This window comes from Microbacterium sp., assembly GCF_047972865.1.
Lineage (GTDB): Bacteria > Actinomycetota > Actinomycetes > Actinomycetales > Microbacteriaceae > Microbacterium.
The window spans coordinates 39971-59541 of record NZ_JBKEAY010000222.1; the positions used below are offsets into that span (position 1 = coordinate 39971).

Consider the following 19571-nt stretch of genomic DNA (forward strand, 5'->3'; position numbering starts at 1 on the left):
ACCCGCCCGGCTCAGCTGGCCGGCATCGTCACCCACTGCACGAAGGTGAGTTCTTCCAGATCCCAGCGACCACCGTGTCGGCTGCCGTTGCCCGACGCCCCCATTCCCCCCATCGGGATGTGCGGCGCGTCGTAGTTGGTCCGACCGTTGATCGCCACCATCCCCACGCGAAGCTGGCTGGCGAACGCCAGCCCCGCGGCCGCGTCACTCGTGTGGATCGCCGCAGACAGTCCGTAATCGGTCGCGCCGGCCAGTTGGAGCGCCTCTTCGACGGTCGCGAATCTGGTCACCGGAGCCACGGGACCGAAGATCTCGTGAGTGAAGGCGGGGCTGGCCGGATCGACGTCGGCCAGCACCGTCGGCTGGTAGAGGTTGCCCTCGTGCGTACCACCGGTGAGGACGCGGGCACCCTGAGACACCGTTCGCTCGACGATGTCGTGCACGCGCTCGGCTTGGGCCGACGTGATCAGTGGCCCCATCGTCGCGCCCGCCGCGAGAGGATCGGTGGGGACCATCGTGCGTACCGCCTCCACGAGACGACGCTCGTACTCGTCGGCGATGCTCTCGTGCACGAGGTGGCGCCCAGTCGCCATGCACACCTGCCCCTGGTGGCGATAGGCACCGGCGAGGGCGCAGTCCACCGCGCGGTCGAGATCGGCGTCGGCCATGACCACGATGGCGTTGTTCCCACCCAGCTCCAGAATCAGGCGCTTGAGCAGCCCGCCGGCGATCGCACCGACCTGCCGACCCGCAGCGGAGGAACCGGTGAACGAGATGACCGACGTGTCGGGACAGCGCACGACCGCCTCGCCGACGTCGGCGCCACCGGGAAGGACATGCAGGAGGTCCTTCGGCAGTCCCGCGAGCTGGAGGACCTCGGCGATCGCGGCACCGCCCGAGAAGGGGGTCTTGGGGTCGGGCTTGAGCAGCACCGCGTTGCCGAGCGCTATCGCGGGCGCGACCGAGCGGATCCCGAGGGTCAGCGGGGCGTTCCAGGGCGTGATCACCCCGACGACACCGACCGGAACGCGACGAGCCAGGCCCAGGGTGGCGGGGTCATCGACCGGCAGGATATCGCCCTGCGACGCAGTGACGAGTCCGACCGCCGCCTCCAGCTCGGCGACGGCCTTGTCGACCTCGTAGTGAGCCTTTGAGGGGAGCGAACCCGACTCGCGCACGATCATCTGCTCGACGTCGCTCCGCATCTCACGCAGCGCCGCCGCGGCCCGAGCGAGGACGCCGGCACGGTCGCGGTACGAAGCCGCGCCCCACCGGCGTTGCGCGGCGGCAGCGGCGCGACCGGCGCGGGCGACATCGGTCTGATCGGCGACACCGATCCGGCCGATGACCGCGCCGGACCCGGGAGAGACCACCTCCCGAACTCCCCCACCCCCCGGGCGCCACCGCCCCGAGTAGATTCGTCCGTCCGCCGTCGTCGGGTCCCAGGGAGTCATCGTCGTTCCTTCGTCGTCCGCGTCTGTGTCAGCGCACCAAGATGCTTGCCGCGTCCCGAATGCGCCTCATATAGGGCTGCGCCGGATCGCTGTGCGGCAGATCGCCGCCGCGGGCGATGACTTCGAGCGCCGCGAGAAGTGCTTTCCCGGGGTCGGTCGGCATGCCCACCGCCCGCCAAGCGACCTTCCGATCCGGGCGGATCAGCAGCGCTCCGTCCTGGTCGATCTCACGCACCCGCACCCACGCGCCGTCCTCGTCGGGAATCGCCGCCACAGTCACCGGCATCGCGCCGCCGACCGCGGCGACCGCGTCCGACCAGCGGGCCGATGCGGAGACGGAGGTGATCAGCGTCAGCCCTTCCGCGGCGACGAGATCATGGGACGAGCGCGGCGTGAGCGGTTCTCCCCCATCGGCAAGCCACGCATGCGGCAGGTGGTGACCGGGGCGCGATGTCGAGTGGAACGTGATCGGGTCGGCGTCGTCAGCGGGCACCGGCGTCCCATCCGGCACGAAGGCACCCGCCCAGTAGTGGTATCCGCACTCCACGCCCAGCTGGCTGTAGTCATAGGAGTTGTGCGCGACGGCATCGGCCACCTGCGTACGCATCACTGCCCCTTCGGGGGTGTCGCTCACGTAGGTCTCCAAGTTGCGGAACCCTTCGGCTTCATCCTCCCCGAAGCCGAGCGCGATCGCGATCGGGGGGTGGCGATTCGCGTTCTCGAGCGAGTGCGCCGTGTACCAGGCAACCGTCGGGCGCCGTTCCGCCTCGTAACTGTCCAGGAGCCCGTCTGATGCCTGTCCGTGCAGCACCGCGGCGATCTTCCAGCAGAGGTTATGGGCGTCCTGGATCCCGCCGTTCAGACCGAGCCCGCCCGTCGGCGGGTGCTTGTGCGCGGCGTCACCGGCGAGGAAAGCCCGACCGACGCGGAAGCGGTCGGCGATCAGTCCGTGGTAGTTCCACCGTGTGGTGGTGAGCATCGTGATGTCGTGCTCGGGCCCAAGACCGAGCATGCGCCGGATGGAGTCGAACAGGGCGGCATCGTCGTCGGGATCCCCCTCCACCATCCACGCGGCGACCGAGACCAACCACTCCTCGGAGTTGCGATCGTAGTGAGTCGGGCCGATCGCCTGGATCGTGCCGCGCCGGCGAGCGCCCCCGGCCGGGTGCATGAAGTGAGCCAGCAGCGCGTCCGGTTCCGGCCACGCCGAGAGATCCATCTGGACGTGATAGTTCACGACTTCACGAAGGTTGCTGCGCCCCTCCAGGCGCACACCGAGCAGGTCGACGCTGTCGCGGCCACCGTCCGCGGCGATGAGATACCGCGCGGACATCGTGTGCGACTCACCGCTTTCCGCGTCCAGCATCGTCACGGTGACCCGATCGTCGTCCTGCGCGATCGCCGTCACCTCTTGCAGCTTGCGGATCCGGCCCGGCGCGGCTCGCCGAGCGTGGGTGTACAGGAGCGGATCGAGCCGGATCTGCGGCATGTTCGCATGCCGCCGCGGTCCCGCCGACGCATAGCGCTCGGCGTCGTCCCCGCCGCCCCACGCCGGCACCTCGCCGATCTTCATTCCGTCGAAGCGGCCCGGTCCGGTCGCCGTCGTGTACCAGACGACCTTCCGCCACCGGTCGTGCGCGGGCGTGGCGGCGTAGATGTCCTCCGCGACGCCCATATCAGCGAAGGCCTCCATGGTGCGCATGTTCAGCAGGTGCGCGCGCGGAAAGCGGAAGACGAAGTCGCGGCGGTCGACGAGGAAGACGTCGATGCCCCGCTGCGCCAGGAGGATCGCGCAGGACAGCCCGACCGGTCCCCCGCCCATGATGAAGACCTCGGTCTGCTCGGGCCAACTCTCTTCGTCGATGGGCGCCAGCCCCGCGTGAGTATTCCGGTCGGTGACGCTCACGGTGTCCTCCTCATGATCGCTTCTCCGGCCCACGGTAGGTCGGCGGGTCGCCCGCGGTCATCGCGTCGGCGTCGGAACCGTTGCGACGCTCCGTCGGATTCTTGCCCGCCGCGGTCATGCCAGACCCGCCAGCTGCGCCAGCCGCAGCGAGGTGTGCAGTTCCCGACGCACCCTCCCGTCCGACAGATCGACGCCGAGGAGGTCACGCAGCCGGTCCAGCCGGTAGTAGAGCGTGCTGCGGTGCACGTGCAACAACTCGGCGGTGCGGGTCCCGTCTCCGCCGTTGTCGAGATACACCTCGAGCGTCAAGGGCAGGTCGGGCCCGGGTGCCGACGCCAACAGCCGCTGCAGCGCCTCCGGCAGGTCGGACAGGGTCAGCTTCTCCAGCGGAAACATCAGCAGCAGCCGGTCGAATCCGAGGTCGTCCCAGGCCGCGATAGGACCATAGCGGGTGGGATCTCGTCGCGTGGCGCGCGCCGCGGTGCGAGCTTGTTTCCGCGACATGTCCACGTCGATGAGATCCCCGACCGAGCCGCCGATCCCCCCGTGGAGCACCGCGCGTCCGGCCTCGGCGCGCAACGCTCTCACCGACTCGCGCGTCGCGCGCCCCGGGACCACCACGACCCATTCCCCCGCGATGATCGCCGCCAGCGCCCGTACCGCGCGGTGCGCGGTCGGCACCAGCGGATGCCGGCGAACGACAGCGGGCACGCGTGCGGTCGCTTCCGCAGACGCCATGACCACCACCGTGTACTCGCGCGCCTCCACGATCAGCCCGGACCCCGTCAGCTGCTCCGCTGCCGTCGCGCGATCAGCAGGGTCACCATCGAACAGCCGGGACAGGAGGCGGGCCGGATCGCGCTCGTTGTCGCGGGCTTCTCGCGCCCGCAACGCCAGCAGCGCACCGACGTCGTCGCGCGCCGACACGATCGCCGGGGCATCACGTCGTGCCGGGTCATCGGTGGTGTCCGGGACGTAGGAGACGTAGCCGGTGATCTCGCCATGATCGCGCAACGGCGCGACGACCCGCGTGCGCATGCCCTCGTGCTCCGAGAACATCACCGCGCCGCGTGAACGTTCGACTCCGTGGGCCCGGATCCGCTCAATGGCGCGCTCCGACCCCCGGTGGGTGAGGATCATCGCCAGCCGCGCCGCATCAACCGGACCGTCGTGCACGCTGAACGACGCCACGGCGAACCCCTCGTCGAAGACGATGACCGGATGGCCGATCGTCTCGGCGAGAGACTGCACCGCCCCGTCAAGGCCGGCCGCCGCACTGCGGTGCGGCGCGCTCATGCCCGCCGGGGGCGCACGCACCCATCCCCGCGCAGGAGGCCGACCAATCCGCGCGGGTCGTCCGGCGGCTCGTCCGCCCGCCACACGACCGTCTGATCCTGGCGGACCAGGGTCAGCGACCGGCTGTACTCGGCGGGCAGGATGTCACGGTCCACCTCGATCGTCTCAAGGGGAACGGTCGCGGCGCGGAAAGCGTCGTCGAGCGCGGCATGGCCGGTGCCAGAGACCGCGATGAGCGTGTAGCCGATCCCGAGTCGGTCGAACACCGATGTGCCGTCGGTGAGCCAGAAGTGCGGCGCACGGCATCCCGGCACGGTCGATGGCGTGTACGTCCCCATGCTGTAGTCCGGCGCCGAGACCCCGTCGTAGGCGATGATCGGTGAGGCGTCGTAGACGTATCCGAAATTCAGCCCGGCCGCCACGAACTGGGGCTCGTTCAGCGCGCGCATTTGCGCACCGTACCGTTCCCGGACCGCGGCCCCGGCGGGGCCGTCGTCATCCAGACCGGCGGGCAGGCGCGGACGCTCCAGTTTCTGCTGGTGTTCCATCGCGAATCTCGACACCTGGTCGGTGATGGGCCATCGCTCGGCTTCGTAGGCGTCCAGGATGCCCTCGTCGGCCCAGCCACGGCGGACCGCGCCGAGCAGCCAGGTGAGGTTGAGCACGTCGGCGATCCCGGCGTTCATTCCGAATCCGGCGAACGGGACCCAGAGGTGGCTCGCGTCGCCCGCGAGGAAGACGCGGCGGTCGCGAAAACGGTCAGCGATCAGACGCCGAGCGACCCAGTCCTCCTTGGAGACGATCTCATAGGCCTCGTCGGCTTCCAACCCGAGGATCGCTCGAATCGCCTCGTCGCGATCGACCGACCCTTCTTCCGCCTCCGCGTCGGTGAGGAAGGTGTGAACCAGAAACTCGTCGATCCCATTGATGGCGTAGACATGACCGTGCCGACGCTCGTTGGACGTGTAGTAGCCCCACGCGCGCGGTTCTGGCGCGCGCATCCGCTCGTAGAGCCCGTCCACACGCACCAGGGTGGACATCACGCGCTGCAGCACCGGGTCGCCCGACAGGCTCGCTCCGATCAGTTTGCGCACGATCGACTTCCCGCCATCGGCCCCGATCAGGTAACGCCCGCGCAGCGCCCTTTCGTCACCGCCGGCACCGTCGACCGTGACGGCGGTCACACCGTCGTCATCCTGCGCGAGCGAGCGGAACACGCGGCGGCTGTGCAGTGCGACTCCGGAGCGCTGCACCGCTTCGTCGGCCAGGATGGGCTCCAGGAAGGTCTGGTTGATCCGCTGCGGACCCTCCGGAGTGGCCCACTGAGTGTCGAGCCCGCGCGCAGCAGTGGTGCCTCGCACGCCACTGGCCGGAATCTCGATGCGGCCGAACTCCCGGCCGGTCACCGAGGTTCGGAAGGCGACATCCTGCGGATAGTCGCTGGGCAGCCCCGCCCGGCGTACCCGGTCGGCGAACCCGAGCATGCGAAACCGCTCCATCGTCCGAGACGCGACATGGTTGCATTTCACGCTGGGTGGTTCCAGAAACGCGCGTTGCTCGATGACGATGCTCGTCACGCCACGCGCGCTCAGGTCGATCGCCGCCATGAGACCGACGGGGCCGGCACCGACGATCAGGACATCCGCGTCAACGTCAGGGGACATGTCACTCCGTTCGGGGTGCGTCGGGCAGCCCTCGCGCGACCTGCCCGAGATGTTCGGCCATCCGCTGGCGCGCGGACTCCTCGTCCCGGGCCAGGATCGCGGCAAGCACGTGCCGGTGCGCGTCGGTGGCACGACGCGCACGGTGGGTTTCGGTGTGCGGCGCGTAAGCGCTCGCTCGCGGCTGATTGAGCGCCTGCACGCTGGCGGCGATCGCCGGGTTTGCACTGAGCATGCCGAGCTGTTGATGGAACTCGAGCGAGAGCGGCGTGTAGCGCGCGGGGTCGTCCACGAACTCCTCGGCGGCGTCGACCAGTTCCCGCAGCTGGAGGAGCTGTCGATCGGTCGCGTTTCGCGCCGCGAGTGCCGCCGCGGCCGGCTCCACCGCGCGTTGCGCGTCGATCAACTGCTCGGGGCTCATCCCGTGCAGATGGAGGTGGACCGACAGCGAATCGGCGATGCGATGGATGTCCGCCCGCTCCGCCTCCTCCTCGACCGCCTTCTCCTCTGCCAGGCTGAGGGCCCGGTAGCGGCCGGACATGTACATGAGCGGTTCGCCGGTGCCGCCTCCCGCGGCGGCGACGGCGCCGACGAGGATCGTGTGGTCGCCTCCGTCGAGAGTCGTATGCACCCTGCAGTCGAACCAGCTCAACGCGCCGGTCACGATCGGTGCCCCGGTCCTTTCGACGTGCGTGTCGATGCCGACGAAGGCTCCCTCGCTACGGCCGCGCCCACGGGTGGCGAAGTAGGTCGACACGTGTTGCTGATCGCTGGCGAGGACGTTGATGGCGAACCGGCCGCTGTCCCGGATCTCCTCGAGGATCGGACTGTGCACGTTGATCGACACGGTCACCAGCAGCGGGTTCAGCGAAAGCGACACGAACGACGTCGCGGTGAGCCCGTAGAGGAATCCGCCGTGCTGTGTCGTGACGACGGTGACACCGGACGCGAACCCGCCCGCGGCGCGCCGGAAGAGGTCGGTCATGTCGGTCGTGTCGTCGTTCACAGGTTCGTCCTCTCGTTCAGGCGAATGGGTTCGCCCAGCGGGCGGAACCCGTAGACATCGAGAGTCGACTCACCGGCACGCAACCGACCCATGATCGATTCCTCCCTTGACGCGCGCTCCCGTGCCGCAACGAGTACCTCTGGGTACCGCGCGAACGGCACCACGGCGATGCCGTCGCCGTCGGCGACGATGACGTCGCCGCGGCATACCACCCGGCCACGCATCGTGATCGGTATCCCGATCGTTCCGGCCCAGTGCTTCTCGGTGCCGCGGATGGAGACACAGGTGCTGAACGCAGGGAAGCCCCGGTGCGCCATGGCGTCGGTGTCTCGCACCCCACCGTCGATGACCAGGCCCGCGATACCGCGGGACTGGGCGGCCACCGCCATGACTTCGCCCCAGTAACCGAATGGCGCGCCACCGGCGTCGACGACGAGGATGTCGCCGGGACCGGCTGCCGCGATCGCGTGGTGCAGGGCGAGGTTATCGCCGGCCTGCGCCTGCACCGGCAGGGCGGTGCCCACTGCCTGCGCACCATGCCAGGCGGGGCGGAAGACCGGGTCGAGGTACACGTCCGCACGGGAGGCCTCGTACACGGTTGCCGAACCGAATCGCAGCAGTTCGTCGGCATCCTCACTCACGGCGCTCACGGCGCACCCGGAGTCTGCAGCGTGTGATAGCCGAAGCGAGCGCGCGCGTCACCGATCGTGGAACCGTCCAGCGCAGCGTTCAGGATCGCTTCCTCATGCCGGGCGATCATCTCGGCGATGCCGATCGCCTCGTTCTCGATGTCACGAGCGACAACCACGACGCCGTCGCTGTCGCCCACGAGCAGGTCCCCGGGGCGGACGGTGACGCCGCCGACCGTGACCGGCGCCTGTTCCTGCGCGACCTCGACCCTGCCCTTGCCGGTACGCATGAACCGCCCCCTGCTGTAGATCGGGTAGCCCAGCGACAGCGCGCGCTGGGTGTCGCGGCAGACACCGTCGATCACCGTCCCGGCGATGCCGCGCCGGTGCGCGACGGCGGTGAGGATGTCACCCCACACGGTTGCGTCGAGTCGCCCGCCGTTGTCGATGACGACGACCTGGCCGACAGCGACATCGTCGATGAAATCGCCGACGGTGCCGGCCGGGACCTGTGCGCTCACGTACCGCACCGTGAATGCCCTCCCCGCCATCTGCTGACCGTCGGCCAGCGGCGCCAGCCCGAGGAGGCTCCCCGGGCGGCCGAGCTTGTCGAGCGCGTCGGAGACCGTCGCCGTGCCCACCGCGCGGAAGCGTTCCACCAGATCGGCCGTCACGGCGCCGCCTCCTGCGCCGTCACGGCGGGAAATCGCGAGTCATGCATGATCGAGGTGATGTCCTGACCGGCGCGGACCGCCTCGGTCATCGCCCGCTCTCGCTCGGCGATCCGCTGCGCGAGCGCCACCACGCGAGCGGCGGCGACGGCGGGGACGAAGACCACGCCGTTGACGTCCGCGACGACGTAGTCGAAGGCGGCCACGCTCACCCCGTCGATCTGGATCCGCTCATCCATCTGCTGCTGCACCACCCGGCCGCGCGCGCTCACCGGCACGGCTGTCCGCGCGAACACGGGCAGGCCCGCCGTGGCGCTGTCCTGGACGTCGCGGCAGGCGCCGTCGACGATCACCGCGGCCACTCCGGCGTGTACGGCCGCTTCGGTGAGGATGCCGCCCCAGCAAGAGACGTCGATACGACCGTGGTTGTCGATCACCACGACGTCGTCGGGCGCCGCAACGGCGACGAGCGGGGTCGCGATATGCGTGGTCGGTCCCGCGGTCGTCTTCGGCGCCGCGGTGACGGTACGCACCCGGCCCGCGATCGTTCCCGGGCACGGCCACATCTGCCTCAGCGCGGTGGTCGCTCCGGACAGCCCGAGAGTGTCGAGGGCGTCGGAGACCGCGCAGCTGTCCAGGCCACGCAACGCCGCCACGATGTCGGCCTCGGGAGCCGGCATGTCAGGGACGCTCCCAGGCGATGAACCCCATCGCGTTGCCGGTACCGGCTTCGGTCCGGTAGCACGGCTCGTAGTCGGCGCGGGTCACCTGAAGGCCGGTCTCGTCGGCGATGCCGGCGACGGCGATCCAATTGCGCAACTCGGACGCTCCCGACATCATCTCCGACGCCGGCACCGAGCGCAGGTAGTCGGCGTCGTGCTCGGTGATCGCGCGAATGAAATCGGTGTCGAGTGTTTCGTCGATGACGAAGTGGCTGAGTCCGCCCGACGCGACCACGCCGACGCGGAGGTCCTCGGGGAAAGACCCGATCGCGCGTGCGAGCGCCCGACCGAAGTCGTAACTGCGTCGCGCCGACGGCGGGTTCGGATCCCAGAAGGTGTTGATGAACACGGGGACGAACGGCACCGAGGAGTCCTCGCCGAGGAAGCGCTGATAGATGAACCCGTATCCGTGCGGGATGCCCCGGTTCGCGTAACGGCCCTCCGGAAGGATCTCGCTGGCCGCGACGTCGAAGTCCTCGTTCTGGACGCACTGGATCAGGTGACGGGCGAGGGCGCGATGGGTGGGACGCATGATCGTCTGGTCGGGGACGTCTCCGCGTGCCGCCTCGGCCAGGCCGTCCGCCATCGCCGCGAGCTGTTCGGCGGTGAAGGGCACGTGCGCGACCTCATCGCCCCAGTAGATGCCGAACGGCGCGAGCAGTTCGTCGTTGAACGTCTCCTTGTGGTCGCTGGAGACGATGACCAGCACGTCGATCCGCTGGGCCCGGATGAACGCCGAAAGCTCGTCCATCGCACGCTGACAGGCGTCCCAGCGGCGCTGCATCACCTCGTGGGTGATCTCGTGCGAGAAGTCCTCGCGCACTTCTCGGAGTTCGTCGAACGTGTGAGTGCGGCCGCGGAACGCGAGGTTCCGGCTCTGACGATCGGCCCTGCCGCGTGTCTCCCAGGCCTCCGGCGGTGGTGCCTTCAGCTGGGGTCCGTGGGATGAGCCGATGCCTGCGACAATGCTCGCCATGGTCGAGTCCTCTTCTCTCGTCCGCTCAGAGGCGGAACAACTGCCGGGCGTTGCCCGCGAACACCTTGTCTCGGCTCTCGTCATCGAGCCAGTCGATGTCGTCGAACAGCAGATGGATGTCGTCGAACCAGCGACCGTTGTCGGGATTGATCTGTGACCCGGTTCCCGGCTTCTCGGAGCCGAACATCACGCGGTCGGGTCCGATCACCTTGAGCAGCAGTTCCAGCCCCTCCTGCGTGTAGAGGCAGGAGTCGAAGTAGAACTTCCGCAGCTTGTCGAGGTAGGACACCCCCGTGCGGACCACCGAGGGCAGGAACCGGCCGACTTGATACGGGATCGCGCCGCCTCCGTGCGAGACGATCACCTTCAGGTCGGGGAAGCGCGCGAAGACGTCGGCATTGATCATGCTCCACACCGCCACCGTCTCCTCCTGGATGAAGTGCAGGCTGTACGGTTCGCGGGCGGGGTACTTGCAGCCGGCCGAGTGCAGCAGCATCGGCACGTCCAACTCACACAACGCCTCGTAGAGCGGGTACCAGTAACGATCGCCCATCGCAGGCGGCGCCTCCGTCCCCTCGAAGGGGTCCGAGTTGACCATTGCGCCAACGAAGCCCAAGTCGGTCACGGCCCGGCGAAGCTCGGGCAGCCACTGTTCGACCGACAGATAGGGGCTTTGCGGTAGGCCGGCGATGCCGCCGAAGCGACCGGGCATGAGTTTCACGGCACGGTGGATCAGCTCGTTGGTCTCCGCGGTGAACCACTCGACGATCCTTGTGGGCCGTTCGGAGTGCATCGCGTGGAACGGCCGGGGAGAAAGCAACTGCAGGTCGATGCCCGCGTGATCCAGATGGTGCATGTGCGAGACGTTCCCGAAGCTCGGGTGTGGCGCCTGGTAGGAGGCCAGCAGGGCGTCGTCGGAGATCTTGGGGGGCTTGCCGCCGTGGGAGCCGCGCGCGGCGAGCAGCGAGGCCTTCCACGCGTAATAGGCGTCCGGTGCGGTCATGTGGCCGTGAACGTCGATGATCATGTCGGCTCCTGTGTCGCTTCGTGGTCGGTGCTGGGGGCGCAGATGAGCGCGTCGACACGGGCATCCATGTCGGAGGTGTCGTACTGGCGCAGCATCCGGGTGCGCCCCGCGCCGGGGTCACCCCGATGGAGGTATTCGTAGAGCTCCTGGCGCATGCCGAACGACGAGGCCGACAGCTCCCACCCGAGCCGGAACAACCGCGCTTTCTCGTCCGCGGCGATGTCGTGGCCGTACATGTACTTGTCCAGCCAGGGTCGCAGGTCAGGGTGTGCGAGATCTGCTTCGGTCGGCTGCATGATCAGTCCCGATGCACCGATCTGACGCATGATCTGCACGAGTTGCCGGGAAAGGTCCGCCGACCAGAAGCCCAGGCCGTTGCTGTGCGCCGGCGCGAGGTGCCCGCCGTCGGTCACGTAACAGGAGGCCTCGGCTCCCGCGATGGCCAGTTCGACGGTCTGCACGTACGAAACGAGCTCGCCCAGTTGCTCCTGGATGCCGCGGAACGCATCCACACCGATCGCGCGCGCCATCTTCTTTGCCACCGACGTGAGGAACTTGATGCGGTGCAGGAAGCGGATGTGTGTGCTGTGCAGACTCCACGCGTTGACCCGCCCCAATCCGCGCATCGCCCGCAGACTGTCGCCGTAGAGGAACAGACGCTCCCAGGGAACGAAGACGTCATCGAAGAACAGCATCGCGTCCTGCTCGTCGTACGCGTTGCCCAGCGGGTACGAGTACCCGCTGCCGGATCGTCCGAGCGGTTCTCTCAGCAGCGTCTTCAACCCGGGTGCGTTCAAGGGGAGGGCGAACCACAGCACGAACGCATCCGCTCCGCGCGCGGCGGTCACACCGTTGAGGTAGACGAGCACTTCGTGGGAGAAGGGCGCGAGGGTGGCGAGTTGCTTCGCCCCCCTGAGCACGACACCGCCGTCACGTTCCTCAACGACCCGCAGCGCGAGGTCGGGGTCCTCCAGTGCGCTACGCGACCGGTCGATCTGCGGATCACCGAGAGCATGGGTCAGCACCAGGTCGTTCTCCATCGCGTAACGGCGGTAGTCACGCGCGTGGGCCCCCGCTCCGGGTCGGGCCGCCTCCAGTTCGTCGGCGTAGTCGACGAGCCCGGCCACGACATTCGACATGAAGTCCGGCGAACGACCCAACTGGCCCAGGCTCTCCGCCATCCACCATTCGGAGGCCGCGAACTTGCGGCGCAGCTGCTCTCGCGTGGTCGGTAGAGAATACGCGTAGCTCACCGGATTCCCCGTCTCGGGAGACGTGAACAGCGTGCGGTCGCGCGCTTCCTCGGACGCGAACCTCAGATCCAACAGCCGAGCGAACTCGTTGACGGTCGGAGCGAGCGCGGGGTGCTCCGCGACGTTGTCGATGCGTTGGCCGTCGAGCCACACCTCACGCCCGTCGTTCAGACTCTCGACGAAGCGCGCCCCCGTCATCGCTCCGGTGGTGCCGGAAAGATCCATGCTGAACTCCTTCGGACGATCGTCGCTCCCCGTTCCCGGGGCGATTCCACGCTAGAAAACCGGGCCCCGTGGGACCATCGTCGGGCCGCGGAACCTCGGCCCCCACCGTCCGACACTGTGTCGCAATCGGCACCGGTGCCCGACCGGCCAACGCCTACCATGGGGATCGCAACGCTGATTCCCACGGCATCGACGCCTGTGACCCCCGGAAGACGCACGACCCGGAAGTGAGACGACCGGATGAACCTGGATGGCGCGGTGCAGGCTCTGGCAGACCGGATTGGACGGCCGATCATCGTCTTCGACGCGGACTTCGCGGTCGCGGCGTTCAGCGTGCACGAGGCCGACGTCGACAGTGCACGCTTGGCCATGATCCTCTCCCGCAAGAGCTCGACGCGCGCGATGCGGATGATCCGGGAGCACCGGGTGCAGCACTCGACCGGTGCAGTGCTCCTTCCTCCCGTCGACGGGACGCCCCCGCGTGTGGTCGCGTCGCTTCGTTTCGACGGTCTGATCACCGGCTATCTGTCCTACGTTCCGCGTGACGACGAAACCGCCGACGAACGCGAGTCACCGGCGGTCGCCATCGGACGCGACGAGCTCGGCGCAATGTTGGCCGCTCGGCAGGCCGGCGTCAGCAGACGCGCCGAGCGAACCGATCGACTCGTCGCCGACCTGTTGGACGGCGACCTCGCCCAGCGTCAGAGCGCGGCGGAGGACCTCGCGCGATTGGGCCTGGTCGGCACGGCGGACGGGTACGCTGTCCTGCTCGCGCGCAGCACGCAGACGGGACGGACGAGCGGCCTCGCTCTGCGCAAGACACTCACCTCGATCCTGGCAGAGTGCGCCTCCCGCTCGGCCGGTGCGATGATCGAGGGACAAGCCGTCGCGGTGGTGGCTGACAGCGTCGCAACCGGGCGGCTGCGCGAGCTCTGTCGGACCGACGACTTCTCCACGGTGCACGTGGGCGTCGGTCCGTCCGTCCCCGTGCTCACCGACGCCGCCGTCTCCCGGCATCGGGCGCAGATCGCGATGGACGCGACCGTGCTCGATCCGACGCAGTACTCCCGCATCGCCTTCTGGGACGAACTCGGGATCGACCGGCTGCTGCTGCAGCTGCCGTTGACGCAACTCACGGTGGCTGATCTACCGGAGCCCGTGCGGCGGTTGCTCCGGGAAGCCTCCAATGCCGACTTCGTCCGTACGCTCGAAGCGTACCTGGACAACGGCGGCGATGCGCAACGCACCGCGGGCCACCTCCACATCCACCGCAGCACGCTCTATTACCGGTTGGATCGTGTCCGCGAACTCATCCACGTCGACCTGGCCGACGGGATCGTGCGCCGCGAATTGCACACGGCGCTGCGCATCGCCCGTCTCGCTGGGCTGTCCTGAACCGGCCCCGGCGACCCGAAGGGTCACGAACGCGCGCGCAACCGGCACGGTGTCCGCGATGTGTGGTTGGCTGGTGGGACCGACCCGGGGGACCATATGGCGATCGAATTCCGTGCCGTGACGAAGCGATTTCCCGATGGCACTGTCGCCGTCGACGAGTTCAGCCTGCTCATTCCTGCCCACAAGACGACGGTGCTGGTCGGGTCGTCGGGGTGCGGCAAGACCACGCTGCTGCGCATGATCAACCGTCTCGTCGAGCCGACCTCGGGCGAGATCACGATCGACGGCGAATCGATCATGGGCCGCGACCCGGTGCAGCTGCGGCGCAGCATCGGCTACGTCATGCAGAGCGCAGGGCTGCTCCCCCACTTCAGCGTTGTCGACAACGTGGCCACGGTGCCGGTGCTGCAGGGAACACCGAAACCCCAGGCGCGTCAGCGAGCGCTGGAACTGCTCGACGTCGTCGGGCTGGATCGGGCCCTGGCCGACCGTTACCCGCGCCAGCTCTCGGGTGGCCAGCAGCAGCGCGTCGGCGTGGCGAGGGGACTGGCCGCCGACCCCAACATCCTGCTGATGGACGAGCCGTTCGGTGCCGTCGACCCCATCGTGCGCAAAGAGCTGCAGGCCGAGACCATCCGCCTGCAGCGCGATCTCGACAAGACCGTCGTGTTCGTCACCCACGACATCGACGAAGCGTTCCTGCTCGGCGACCAGGTCGTCATCCTCGAGAAGGGCGCGCGCGTCGCGCAGGTCGGCAGCCCGAGCCAGATCATCGAGAACCCCGCCAGCGACTTCGTCGCCGAGTTCATCGGGGTCGAGCGCGGCGCGCGAGAACTGCGCACCAAGACCACCCCCCACGGCACCGTTCTCGTCGACGCCGCCGGCCGTACGCAGGGAGTCCTTGTCGAGGCGGGCGACACGTGAACTGGGTCGTCGAGAACCTCGATCTGATCTGGTCGCTGTCGCTGGACCACCTGCGGCAGAGCCTCATCCCGATCGTGCTGAGCTTCGTCATCGCGGTGCCGGTGGGATGGCTCGCGTTCCGCTACACCGCCTTGCGCGGGGCGGTGCTCACCACCGTCGGTCTGCTCTACACGATCCCCTCCCTCGGCCTGTTCGCCGTCATCGCCGCGGCCTTCGGCATCCGTTTCACGTCGGAGCTGAACCTCATCGTCGCGCTGACGATCTACGGCATCGCGATCATGACCCGCTCGGTCACCGACGGTCTCGACGCGGCTGACCCTGCCGCACGGGCCGCCGCCGTCGCCGTCGGGTTCGGGGCGTGGCGGCGCTTCTGGGCCGTCGAGTTCCCCCTCGCCGGTCCGGTCATGCTGGCGGGGCTGCGGGTGACCGCGACCTCGACGATCTCGCTGGCGACCGTCGGCATCCTGATCGGGGTGCAGAACCTCGGTTACCTGTTCACCAACGGCGGGCAGCGCCGCATCATCGCGGAGGTGCTCGCCGGTGTGCTGGCCGTCGTCGTCATCGCCGTGCTCATCGACGTCGTCCTGTCGCTCATCGGGCGGATGCTGATCCCGTGGCAGCCCACCCGCGCCGCGGCGCGCCGAGAACGGCGCGCCGCGCTTCGGATGGCCGCCGCATGAACCTGTTCTTCGACGCTTTCGCGTGGATCTTCTCCCCCGACCGGCTCGCCGGGTCCCTGCCGCTGCCGGTCGCGATCGGGCAACACCTGGCCTTCACGTTCGTCTCGGTCCTCATCGCCGCGCTCATCGCGATCCCGGCGGGCTGGGCGATCGGGCACACCGGGCGCGGACGCGAGTTCGCCATCGCCCTCTCCGGCGCCGCCCGCGCTGTTCCAGCTCTCGGTCTGGTGGTCCTGCTGTGGCTCGTCCTCGGCGTGCTGCACAAGACCGAAGCGGCCGTCATCTCCTTTGTCGTGCTCGCGATCCCCTCGATCCTCGCGGGAGCGTACTCGGGATTCGAGGCCATCAACCGCAGCACGATCGATGCCGCCCGCGCGATGGGCATGACGTCGTGGCAGGTGCTCTGGAAAATCGAGGTCCCGCTGGGGCTGCCGCTCCTGATCGGCGGGCTGCGATCGGCGACGTTGCAGGTGGTGGCGACCGTGACGATCGCGACCTACGTCGGGCTGGGCGGCCTCGGCTTCTACATCCTGCAGGGCGTCCAGTTGCAGCGGTTCGACGAGATCCTGGGGGGTTCGATCCTCGTCATCGCCCTCGCCCTCCTCCTCGACGGTGCCTTCGCGCTCCTGCACCGCGTCGTCGTGCCGCACGGCGTCACCGCCCGCACCCCGCGACGGGCCACCGCCCATGTCACGGCCGTGGCCACCACCTGACCGTCCCGAACCGACCCACACCCACACCACCCGGAGGTAATCCATGTCCCGCATCCGCTCCCGCATCCACCTGGCCCTCGGCACCGCCGCGGTCGCCGCGGTCGCCCTGGCCGGCTGCGCCTCGAGCGACCCGCTCGAGGGCGGCGGCACACAGAGCACCGCCCCGACCGCAGGCGGGGACACGATCGTCGTCGGATCGCAGGCGTACTACTCGAACGAGATCATCGCCGAGATCTACGCGCAGGCGCTAGAAAGCGCCGGCTTCGAGGTCGAGCGACAGTTCAACATCGGTCAGCGCGACGCGTACATCCCGTCACTCGAAGACGGGTCGATCGACCTGTTCCCCGAGTACACCGGCAACCTGCTGCAGTTCTACGATGACGCCGCCACGGCAACCAGCTCGGACGACGTGTACGCGGCGCTGGTCGCCGCGCTGCCCGACCAGCTCGCCGTGCTCGACCAGTCCGCCGCCACCGATCAGGACTCGTACAACGTCACGGCGGCCTTCGCCGCGGACAACGACCTGACCGGCATCGGCGACCTTGCCGGCGTCGACGGGACGCTGGTCCTGGGCGGGGCGCCCGAGCTCGAGGAGCGTCCGTACGGCCCCGCCGGGCTCAAGGAGGTCTACGGCGTCGACGTGGAGTTCCAGGCGACCGCCGACACCACCGTCGACGAGCTGGTCGCCGGCAACATCCAGATCGCGAACGTCTACAGTGCCGATCCGCGCATCTCCACCGACGACCTGGTGCCCCTCGCCGACCCGGACGGACTGTTCCTGGCCTCACACGTGGTGCCCTTGGTCAGCGCGGACTTCCCCGACGACGCGGCCACCACGATCAACCAGGTCAGCGCCGCGCTCACCCCCGAGGGCCTGGTCGCCATGAACGTCGAGTCCACCGTGGACCAGCGTTCGTCGGCCGACATCGCCGCCGACTGGCTGGCGGAGAACGGGCTGAACTGACCTGCGCCCTGGGGCGGCGCGCGACGGCGCCCCAGGGCTCCGCCCGCGTGTGTGACCGGCATCCGCCCTCCCGAGCGGCGTACTCCTCCCCCAGCGAGCGCGTCAACTCGCGAGCGCGCACTGGGGACGAGATCCACCCGTCGGAGGGCCTATCGCCGGAATGCGCCCTCCCAAGCGCGGTTCTCCTCCCCCACGCGCGCGACCCCGGCCTCAACCCACGCGGACTCAGCGCGCGGCACGGCCCGCTGCGGGAGCCGGAGACTCCAGGCCCCGGCTGGACCCTCGATCCGGCAGAACCCGTAACCTGGACAGGTGCGCCAACGCGCCCGCAGACTCGACGCGCCGTGACCGTGCCCGAAAGCACACCGCCACGAAGCGCCACACAGGAGGAGACGACGTGACAACGCCCCCGGCACCCGGATGGTACGCCGACCCGCAGTCCCCCGCGTTGCTGCGGTGGTGGGACGGTGCACGGTGGGGCGCTCAAACCACCCCGGTGCCCGGGGCGGTCGCCGTCGCTGCGCCACAGCCGTACCAGACACCCGGTGAGGTACCTCCCGTCGGCATCTGGCGCTCCCCAATCGACAACCGTCCCATCGTGAACGACATGTGGACCGCGGTCAAGGTCGCGTTCACCAAGTACGCACAGTTCGACGGGCGGGCCTCGCGCAGCGAGTTCTGGTACTTCGTCCTCGCGATCGCGCTCAGCTACCTTGTGGTGACGTTCCTGCTGTTCTTCACGGTCATCATCCCGGTCGCCGGGATCCTCACCGGGTCGTTGTTCATGGCGCTGGTGTTCGGCGTCCTGGTGCCGCAGCTCGCCGCTGTGGTGCGACGCCTGCGAGATGCCGGCTGGGCATGGCCATGGGTGTTCCTCGGCGCGGTGCCCGGAGGCTCCATCTTCCTGATCGTGGTGTGCTGCCAGCCCAGCAAATACCCCTGAGCCGAATACCCCTGCGCCGTCACTCCGCCAGTGCCGTCAGGTCCGCACCGGTGACGCGCTGCGTCGTCCATTCGTTCATCGGCTGCGCGCCGAGCGCGCGGTAGAACGCGATCGACGGCGCGTTCCAGTCCAGCACGGTCCACTCCAGACGCGGATACCCGCGTGCCACACACACCCGGGCCAGCGAGGCCAGCAGTGCCCTGCCGTAGCCGCGGCCACGCTGTGACTCGTCGACGAACAAGTCTTCCAGCCAGATGCCGTGCTCCCCGGTCCAGGTCGAGTACGTGAGAAACCAGATCGCGATGCCCACAATGGTGCCCTCACGCTCCACCACGTGGGCGAACACCTTCGGCTCTTCCCCGAACAGAGAGCGAGTGAGCATCGCCGGGGTGGTCTCGACGGCATCCGGTTCCTTCTCGTACGCGGCGAGCGCGTGGATCGCCGCGAGGATTCCCGGTTCGTCACCGGCCCGCGCAGCGCGCAGGACGGCACCGTCGTCCAGCCGGACAGGATCGATCACGGCAGCGTCCATCCTGCGAGCCTAGACTGCACGGCATGCCCGATGACACCGAGCCCTCTTGGCGCGCCGTCGCGGCGGCGCTGGCAAACGACCGCACTCGGCTGCTCTACGCACGAGTGGTGCTCGGTGAGGCGGATGCCGACGCCGGCCTCGCCCCGTCGCGGCGGCGCCACGCGTGGGAAGCGCTTCATCGCGCGGGTCTGGTCACGACTGCGCCCGACGGCACCCTGACCGCCCGCGGTGAGGTCTTCGCCGACCTCCTGCGGGCGGCGCCTGCCCCGTCTCGGCGGGGAATCGCACGGTTCCTCCGCCCCGACGGCCGCATCGACCGGTACCCGACGAACGTCGCGGAGCGGCACGACCTGCTCGCACACGTCGCGGGCCGGGTGCTGCGCCCCGGGGAGGTCATCGGCGAACGCGAGCTCGGCGGTCGGCTGGCGGGCTTCGCCGACGACATCGCGGCATTGCGCCGTCACCTGGTCGACGCCGGTCTCATCGAACGCACCCGCTCGGGAGCAGAGTACGCGCTGCCGGTCACCGAGGCGACGACGCGACCGTGACCTCCAGGCCGGGCGTCAGCGCCTCGCGTTCGTCGAAGACGAAGCA

19 protein-coding genes are annotated in these 19571 nt (G+C 69.0%); 7 read left to right on the forward strand and 12 right to left on the reverse strand.

The window, feature by feature from the left end:
- Positions 1 to 11 precede the first annotated feature (11 nt).
- The 11 genes from ACK5KK_RS13860 to ACK5KK_RS13910 form a co-directional block, all read right to left on the reverse strand.
- A complete protein-coding gene (locus ACK5KK_RS13860; RefSeq protein WP_416890673.1) occupies positions 12 to 1454 on the reverse strand; it encodes an aldehyde dehydrogenase family protein in 1443 nt (480 codons plus the stop codon).
- 28 nt (positions 1455 to 1482) lie between these two features.
- Positions 1483 to 3360, reverse strand: coding sequence for an FAD-dependent monooxygenase (locus ACK5KK_RS13865; protein WP_416890674.1), 1878 nt, complete (start codon positions 3358 to 3360; stop codon positions 1483 to 1485).
- Positions 3361 to 3474: 114 nt separating this feature from the next.
- Positions 3475 to 4656: a PucR family transcriptional regulator gene (locus ACK5KK_RS13870; protein ID WP_416890675.1), complete on the reverse strand. Its 1182-nt coding sequence runs from the start codon at positions 4654 to 4656 to the stop codon at positions 3475 to 3477.
- Positions 4653 to 6320 carry an FAD-dependent monooxygenase gene (locus ACK5KK_RS13875; RefSeq protein WP_416890676.1) on the reverse strand — a complete coding sequence of 556 codons (1668 nt, stop codon included), beginning with the start codon at positions 6318 to 6320 and terminating at the stop codon, positions 4653 to 4655. Before ACK5KK_RS13875 ends, ACK5KK_RS13870 begins: the two co-directional genes overlap by 4 nt.
- A 1-nt stretch (position 6321) precedes the next feature.
- Positions 6322 to 7323 (reverse strand): flavin reductase, encoded by a 1002-nt coding sequence (locus tag ACK5KK_RS13880; protein ID WP_416890677.1) that lies wholly within the window; start codon positions 7321 to 7323, stop codon positions 6322 to 6324.
- Positions 7320 to 7973: an RraA family protein gene (locus tag ACK5KK_RS13885; protein ID WP_416890678.1), complete on the reverse strand. Its 654-nt coding sequence runs from the start codon at positions 7971 to 7973 to the stop codon at positions 7320 to 7322. The genes ACK5KK_RS13880 and ACK5KK_RS13885 overlap by 4 nt, the downstream gene beginning before the upstream one ends.
- Entirely contained in the window at positions 7970 to 8626 is a 657-nt protein-coding gene (locus tag ACK5KK_RS13890) for an RraA family protein (protein ID WP_416890679.1), read from the reverse strand. The genes ACK5KK_RS13885 and ACK5KK_RS13890 overlap by 4 nt, the downstream gene beginning before the upstream one ends.
- Positions 8623 to 9303, reverse strand: coding sequence for an RraA family protein (locus tag ACK5KK_RS13895; RefSeq protein WP_416890680.1), 681 nt, complete (start codon positions 9301 to 9303; stop codon positions 8623 to 8625). Before ACK5KK_RS13895 ends, ACK5KK_RS13890 begins: the two co-directional genes overlap by 4 nt.
- A 1-nt stretch (position 9304) precedes the next feature.
- A complete protein-coding gene (locus ACK5KK_RS13900; protein WP_416890681.1) occupies positions 9305 to 10321 on the reverse strand; it encodes a hypothetical protein in 1017 nt (338 codons plus the stop codon).
- Between the two features lie 25 nt (positions 10322 to 10346).
- Positions 10347 to 11348, reverse strand: coding sequence for an amidohydrolase family protein (locus ACK5KK_RS13905; protein WP_416890682.1), 1002 nt, complete (start codon positions 11346 to 11348; stop codon positions 10347 to 10349).
- A complete protein-coding gene (locus ACK5KK_RS13910) occupies positions 11345 to 12826 on the reverse strand; it encodes a 4-hydroxyphenylacetate 3-hydroxylase family protein (RefSeq protein ID WP_416890683.1) in 1482 nt (493 codons plus the stop codon). Before ACK5KK_RS13910 ends, ACK5KK_RS13905 begins: the two co-directional genes overlap by 4 nt.
- A gap of 240 nt (positions 12827 to 13066) precedes the next feature.
- On the opposite strand from ACK5KK_RS13910, the gene ACK5KK_RS13915 reads away from it, so the two are divergent.
- The 6 genes from ACK5KK_RS13915 to ACK5KK_RS13940 all read left to right on the forward strand — a co-directional run bounded on the left by ACK5KK_RS13915 (position 13067) and on the right by ACK5KK_RS13940 (position 18445).
- On the forward strand, positions 13067 to 14221 hold the full coding sequence (locus tag ACK5KK_RS13915) for a PucR family transcriptional regulator (protein ID WP_416890684.1): 1155 nt from the start codon (positions 13067 to 13069) through the stop codon (positions 14219 to 14221).
- Between the two features lie 96 nt (positions 14222 to 14317).
- Positions 14318 to 15145: an ABC transporter ATP-binding protein gene (locus ACK5KK_RS13920; RefSeq protein ID WP_416890685.1), complete on the forward strand. Its 828-nt coding sequence runs from the start codon at positions 14318 to 14320 to the stop codon at positions 15143 to 15145.
- Positions 15142 to 15825: an ABC transporter permease gene (locus ACK5KK_RS13925; protein WP_416890686.1), complete on the forward strand. Its 684-nt coding sequence runs from the start codon at positions 15142 to 15144 to the stop codon at positions 15823 to 15825. The genes ACK5KK_RS13920 and ACK5KK_RS13925 overlap by 4 nt, the downstream gene beginning before the upstream one ends.
- A complete protein-coding gene (locus tag ACK5KK_RS13930) occupies positions 15822 to 16538 on the forward strand; it encodes an ABC transporter permease (protein ID WP_416890687.1) in 717 nt (238 codons plus the stop codon). The genes ACK5KK_RS13925 and ACK5KK_RS13930 overlap by 4 nt, the downstream gene beginning before the upstream one ends.
- Positions 16539 to 16581: 43 nt before the next feature.
- Positions 16582 to 17502, forward strand: a complete 921-nt coding sequence (locus ACK5KK_RS13935) for an ABC transporter substrate-binding protein (protein WP_416890688.1) — start codon at positions 16582 to 16584, stop codon at positions 17500 to 17502.
- A 397-nt stretch (positions 17503 to 17899) separates the two neighbouring features.
- A complete protein-coding gene (locus tag ACK5KK_RS13940) occupies positions 17900 to 18445 on the forward strand; it encodes a DUF805 domain-containing protein (RefSeq protein ID WP_416890689.1) in 546 nt (181 codons plus the stop codon).
- A 19-nt stretch (positions 18446 to 18464) separates the two neighbouring features.
- Here ACK5KK_RS13940 and ACK5KK_RS13945 read toward each other — a convergent pair whose 3' ends face one another.
- Complete coding sequence (locus tag ACK5KK_RS13945) at positions 18465 to 18977, reverse strand: GNAT family N-acetyltransferase (RefSeq protein WP_416890690.1); 513 nt, start codon at positions 18975 to 18977, stop codon at positions 18465 to 18467.
- A 23-nt stretch (positions 18978 to 19000) separates the two neighbouring features.
- Here ACK5KK_RS13945 and ACK5KK_RS13950 point away from each other — a divergent pair, with 23 nt between their 5' ends.
- A complete protein-coding gene (locus ACK5KK_RS13950) occupies positions 19001 to 19525 on the forward strand; it encodes a DUF2087 domain-containing protein (RefSeq protein ID WP_416890691.1) in 525 nt (174 codons plus the stop codon).
- Positions 19526 to 19571: the final 46 nt, after the last annotated feature.

What these genes read in the sequence shown, in the direction of transcription:
- ACK5KK_RS13860 (WP_416890673.1), bottom strand. Translation starts at nt 1,454, where the DNA reads ATGACTCCCTGGGACCCGACGACGGCGGACGGACGAATCTACTCGGGG.
- ACK5KK_RS13870 (WP_416890675.1), bottom strand. Translation starts at nt 4,656, where the DNA reads ATGAGCGCGCCGCACCGCAGTGCGGCGGCCGGCCTTGACGGGGCGGTG.
- ACK5KK_RS13875 (WP_416890676.1), bottom strand. Translation starts at nt 6,320, where the DNA reads ATGTCCCCTGACGTTGACGCGGATGTCCTGATCGTCGGTGCCGGCCCC.
- ACK5KK_RS13895 (WP_416890680.1), bottom strand. Translation starts at nt 9,303, where the DNA reads ATGCCGGCTCCCGAGGCCGACATCGTGGCGGCGTTGCGTGGCCTGGAC.
- ACK5KK_RS13900 (WP_416890681.1), bottom strand. Translation starts at nt 10,321, where the DNA reads ATGGCGAGCATTGTCGCAGGCATCGGCTCATCCCACGGACCCCAGCTG.
- ACK5KK_RS13905 (WP_416890682.1), bottom strand. Translation starts at nt 11,348, where the DNA reads ATGATCATCGACGTTCACGGCCACATGACCGCACCGGACGCCTATTAC.
- ACK5KK_RS13910 (WP_416890683.1), bottom strand. Translation starts at nt 12,826, where the DNA reads ATGGATCTTTCCGGCACCACCGGAGCGATGACGGGGGCGCGCTTCGTC.
- ACK5KK_RS13915 (WP_416890684.1), top strand. Translation starts at nt 13,067, where the DNA reads ATGAACCTGGATGGCGCGGTGCAGGCTCTGGCAGACCGGATTGGACGG.
- ACK5KK_RS13920 (WP_416890685.1), top strand. Translation starts at nt 14,318, where the DNA reads ATGGCGATCGAATTCCGTGCCGTGACGAAGCGATTTCCCGATGGCACT.
- ACK5KK_RS13930 (WP_416890687.1), top strand. Translation starts at nt 15,822, where the DNA reads ATGAACCTGTTCTTCGACGCTTTCGCGTGGATCTTCTCCCCCGACCGG.
- ACK5KK_RS13935 (WP_416890688.1), top strand. Translation starts at nt 16,582, where the DNA reads ATGTCCCGCATCCGCTCCCGCATCCACCTGGCCCTCGGCACCGCCGCG.
- ACK5KK_RS13945 (WP_416890690.1), bottom strand. Translation starts at nt 18,977, where the DNA reads ATGGACGCTGCCGTGATCGATCCTGTCCGGCTGGACGACGGTGCCGTC.
- ACK5KK_RS13950 (WP_416890691.1), top strand. Translation starts at nt 19,001, where the DNA reads ATGCCCGATGACACCGAGCCCTCTTGGCGCGCCGTCGCGGCGGCGCTG.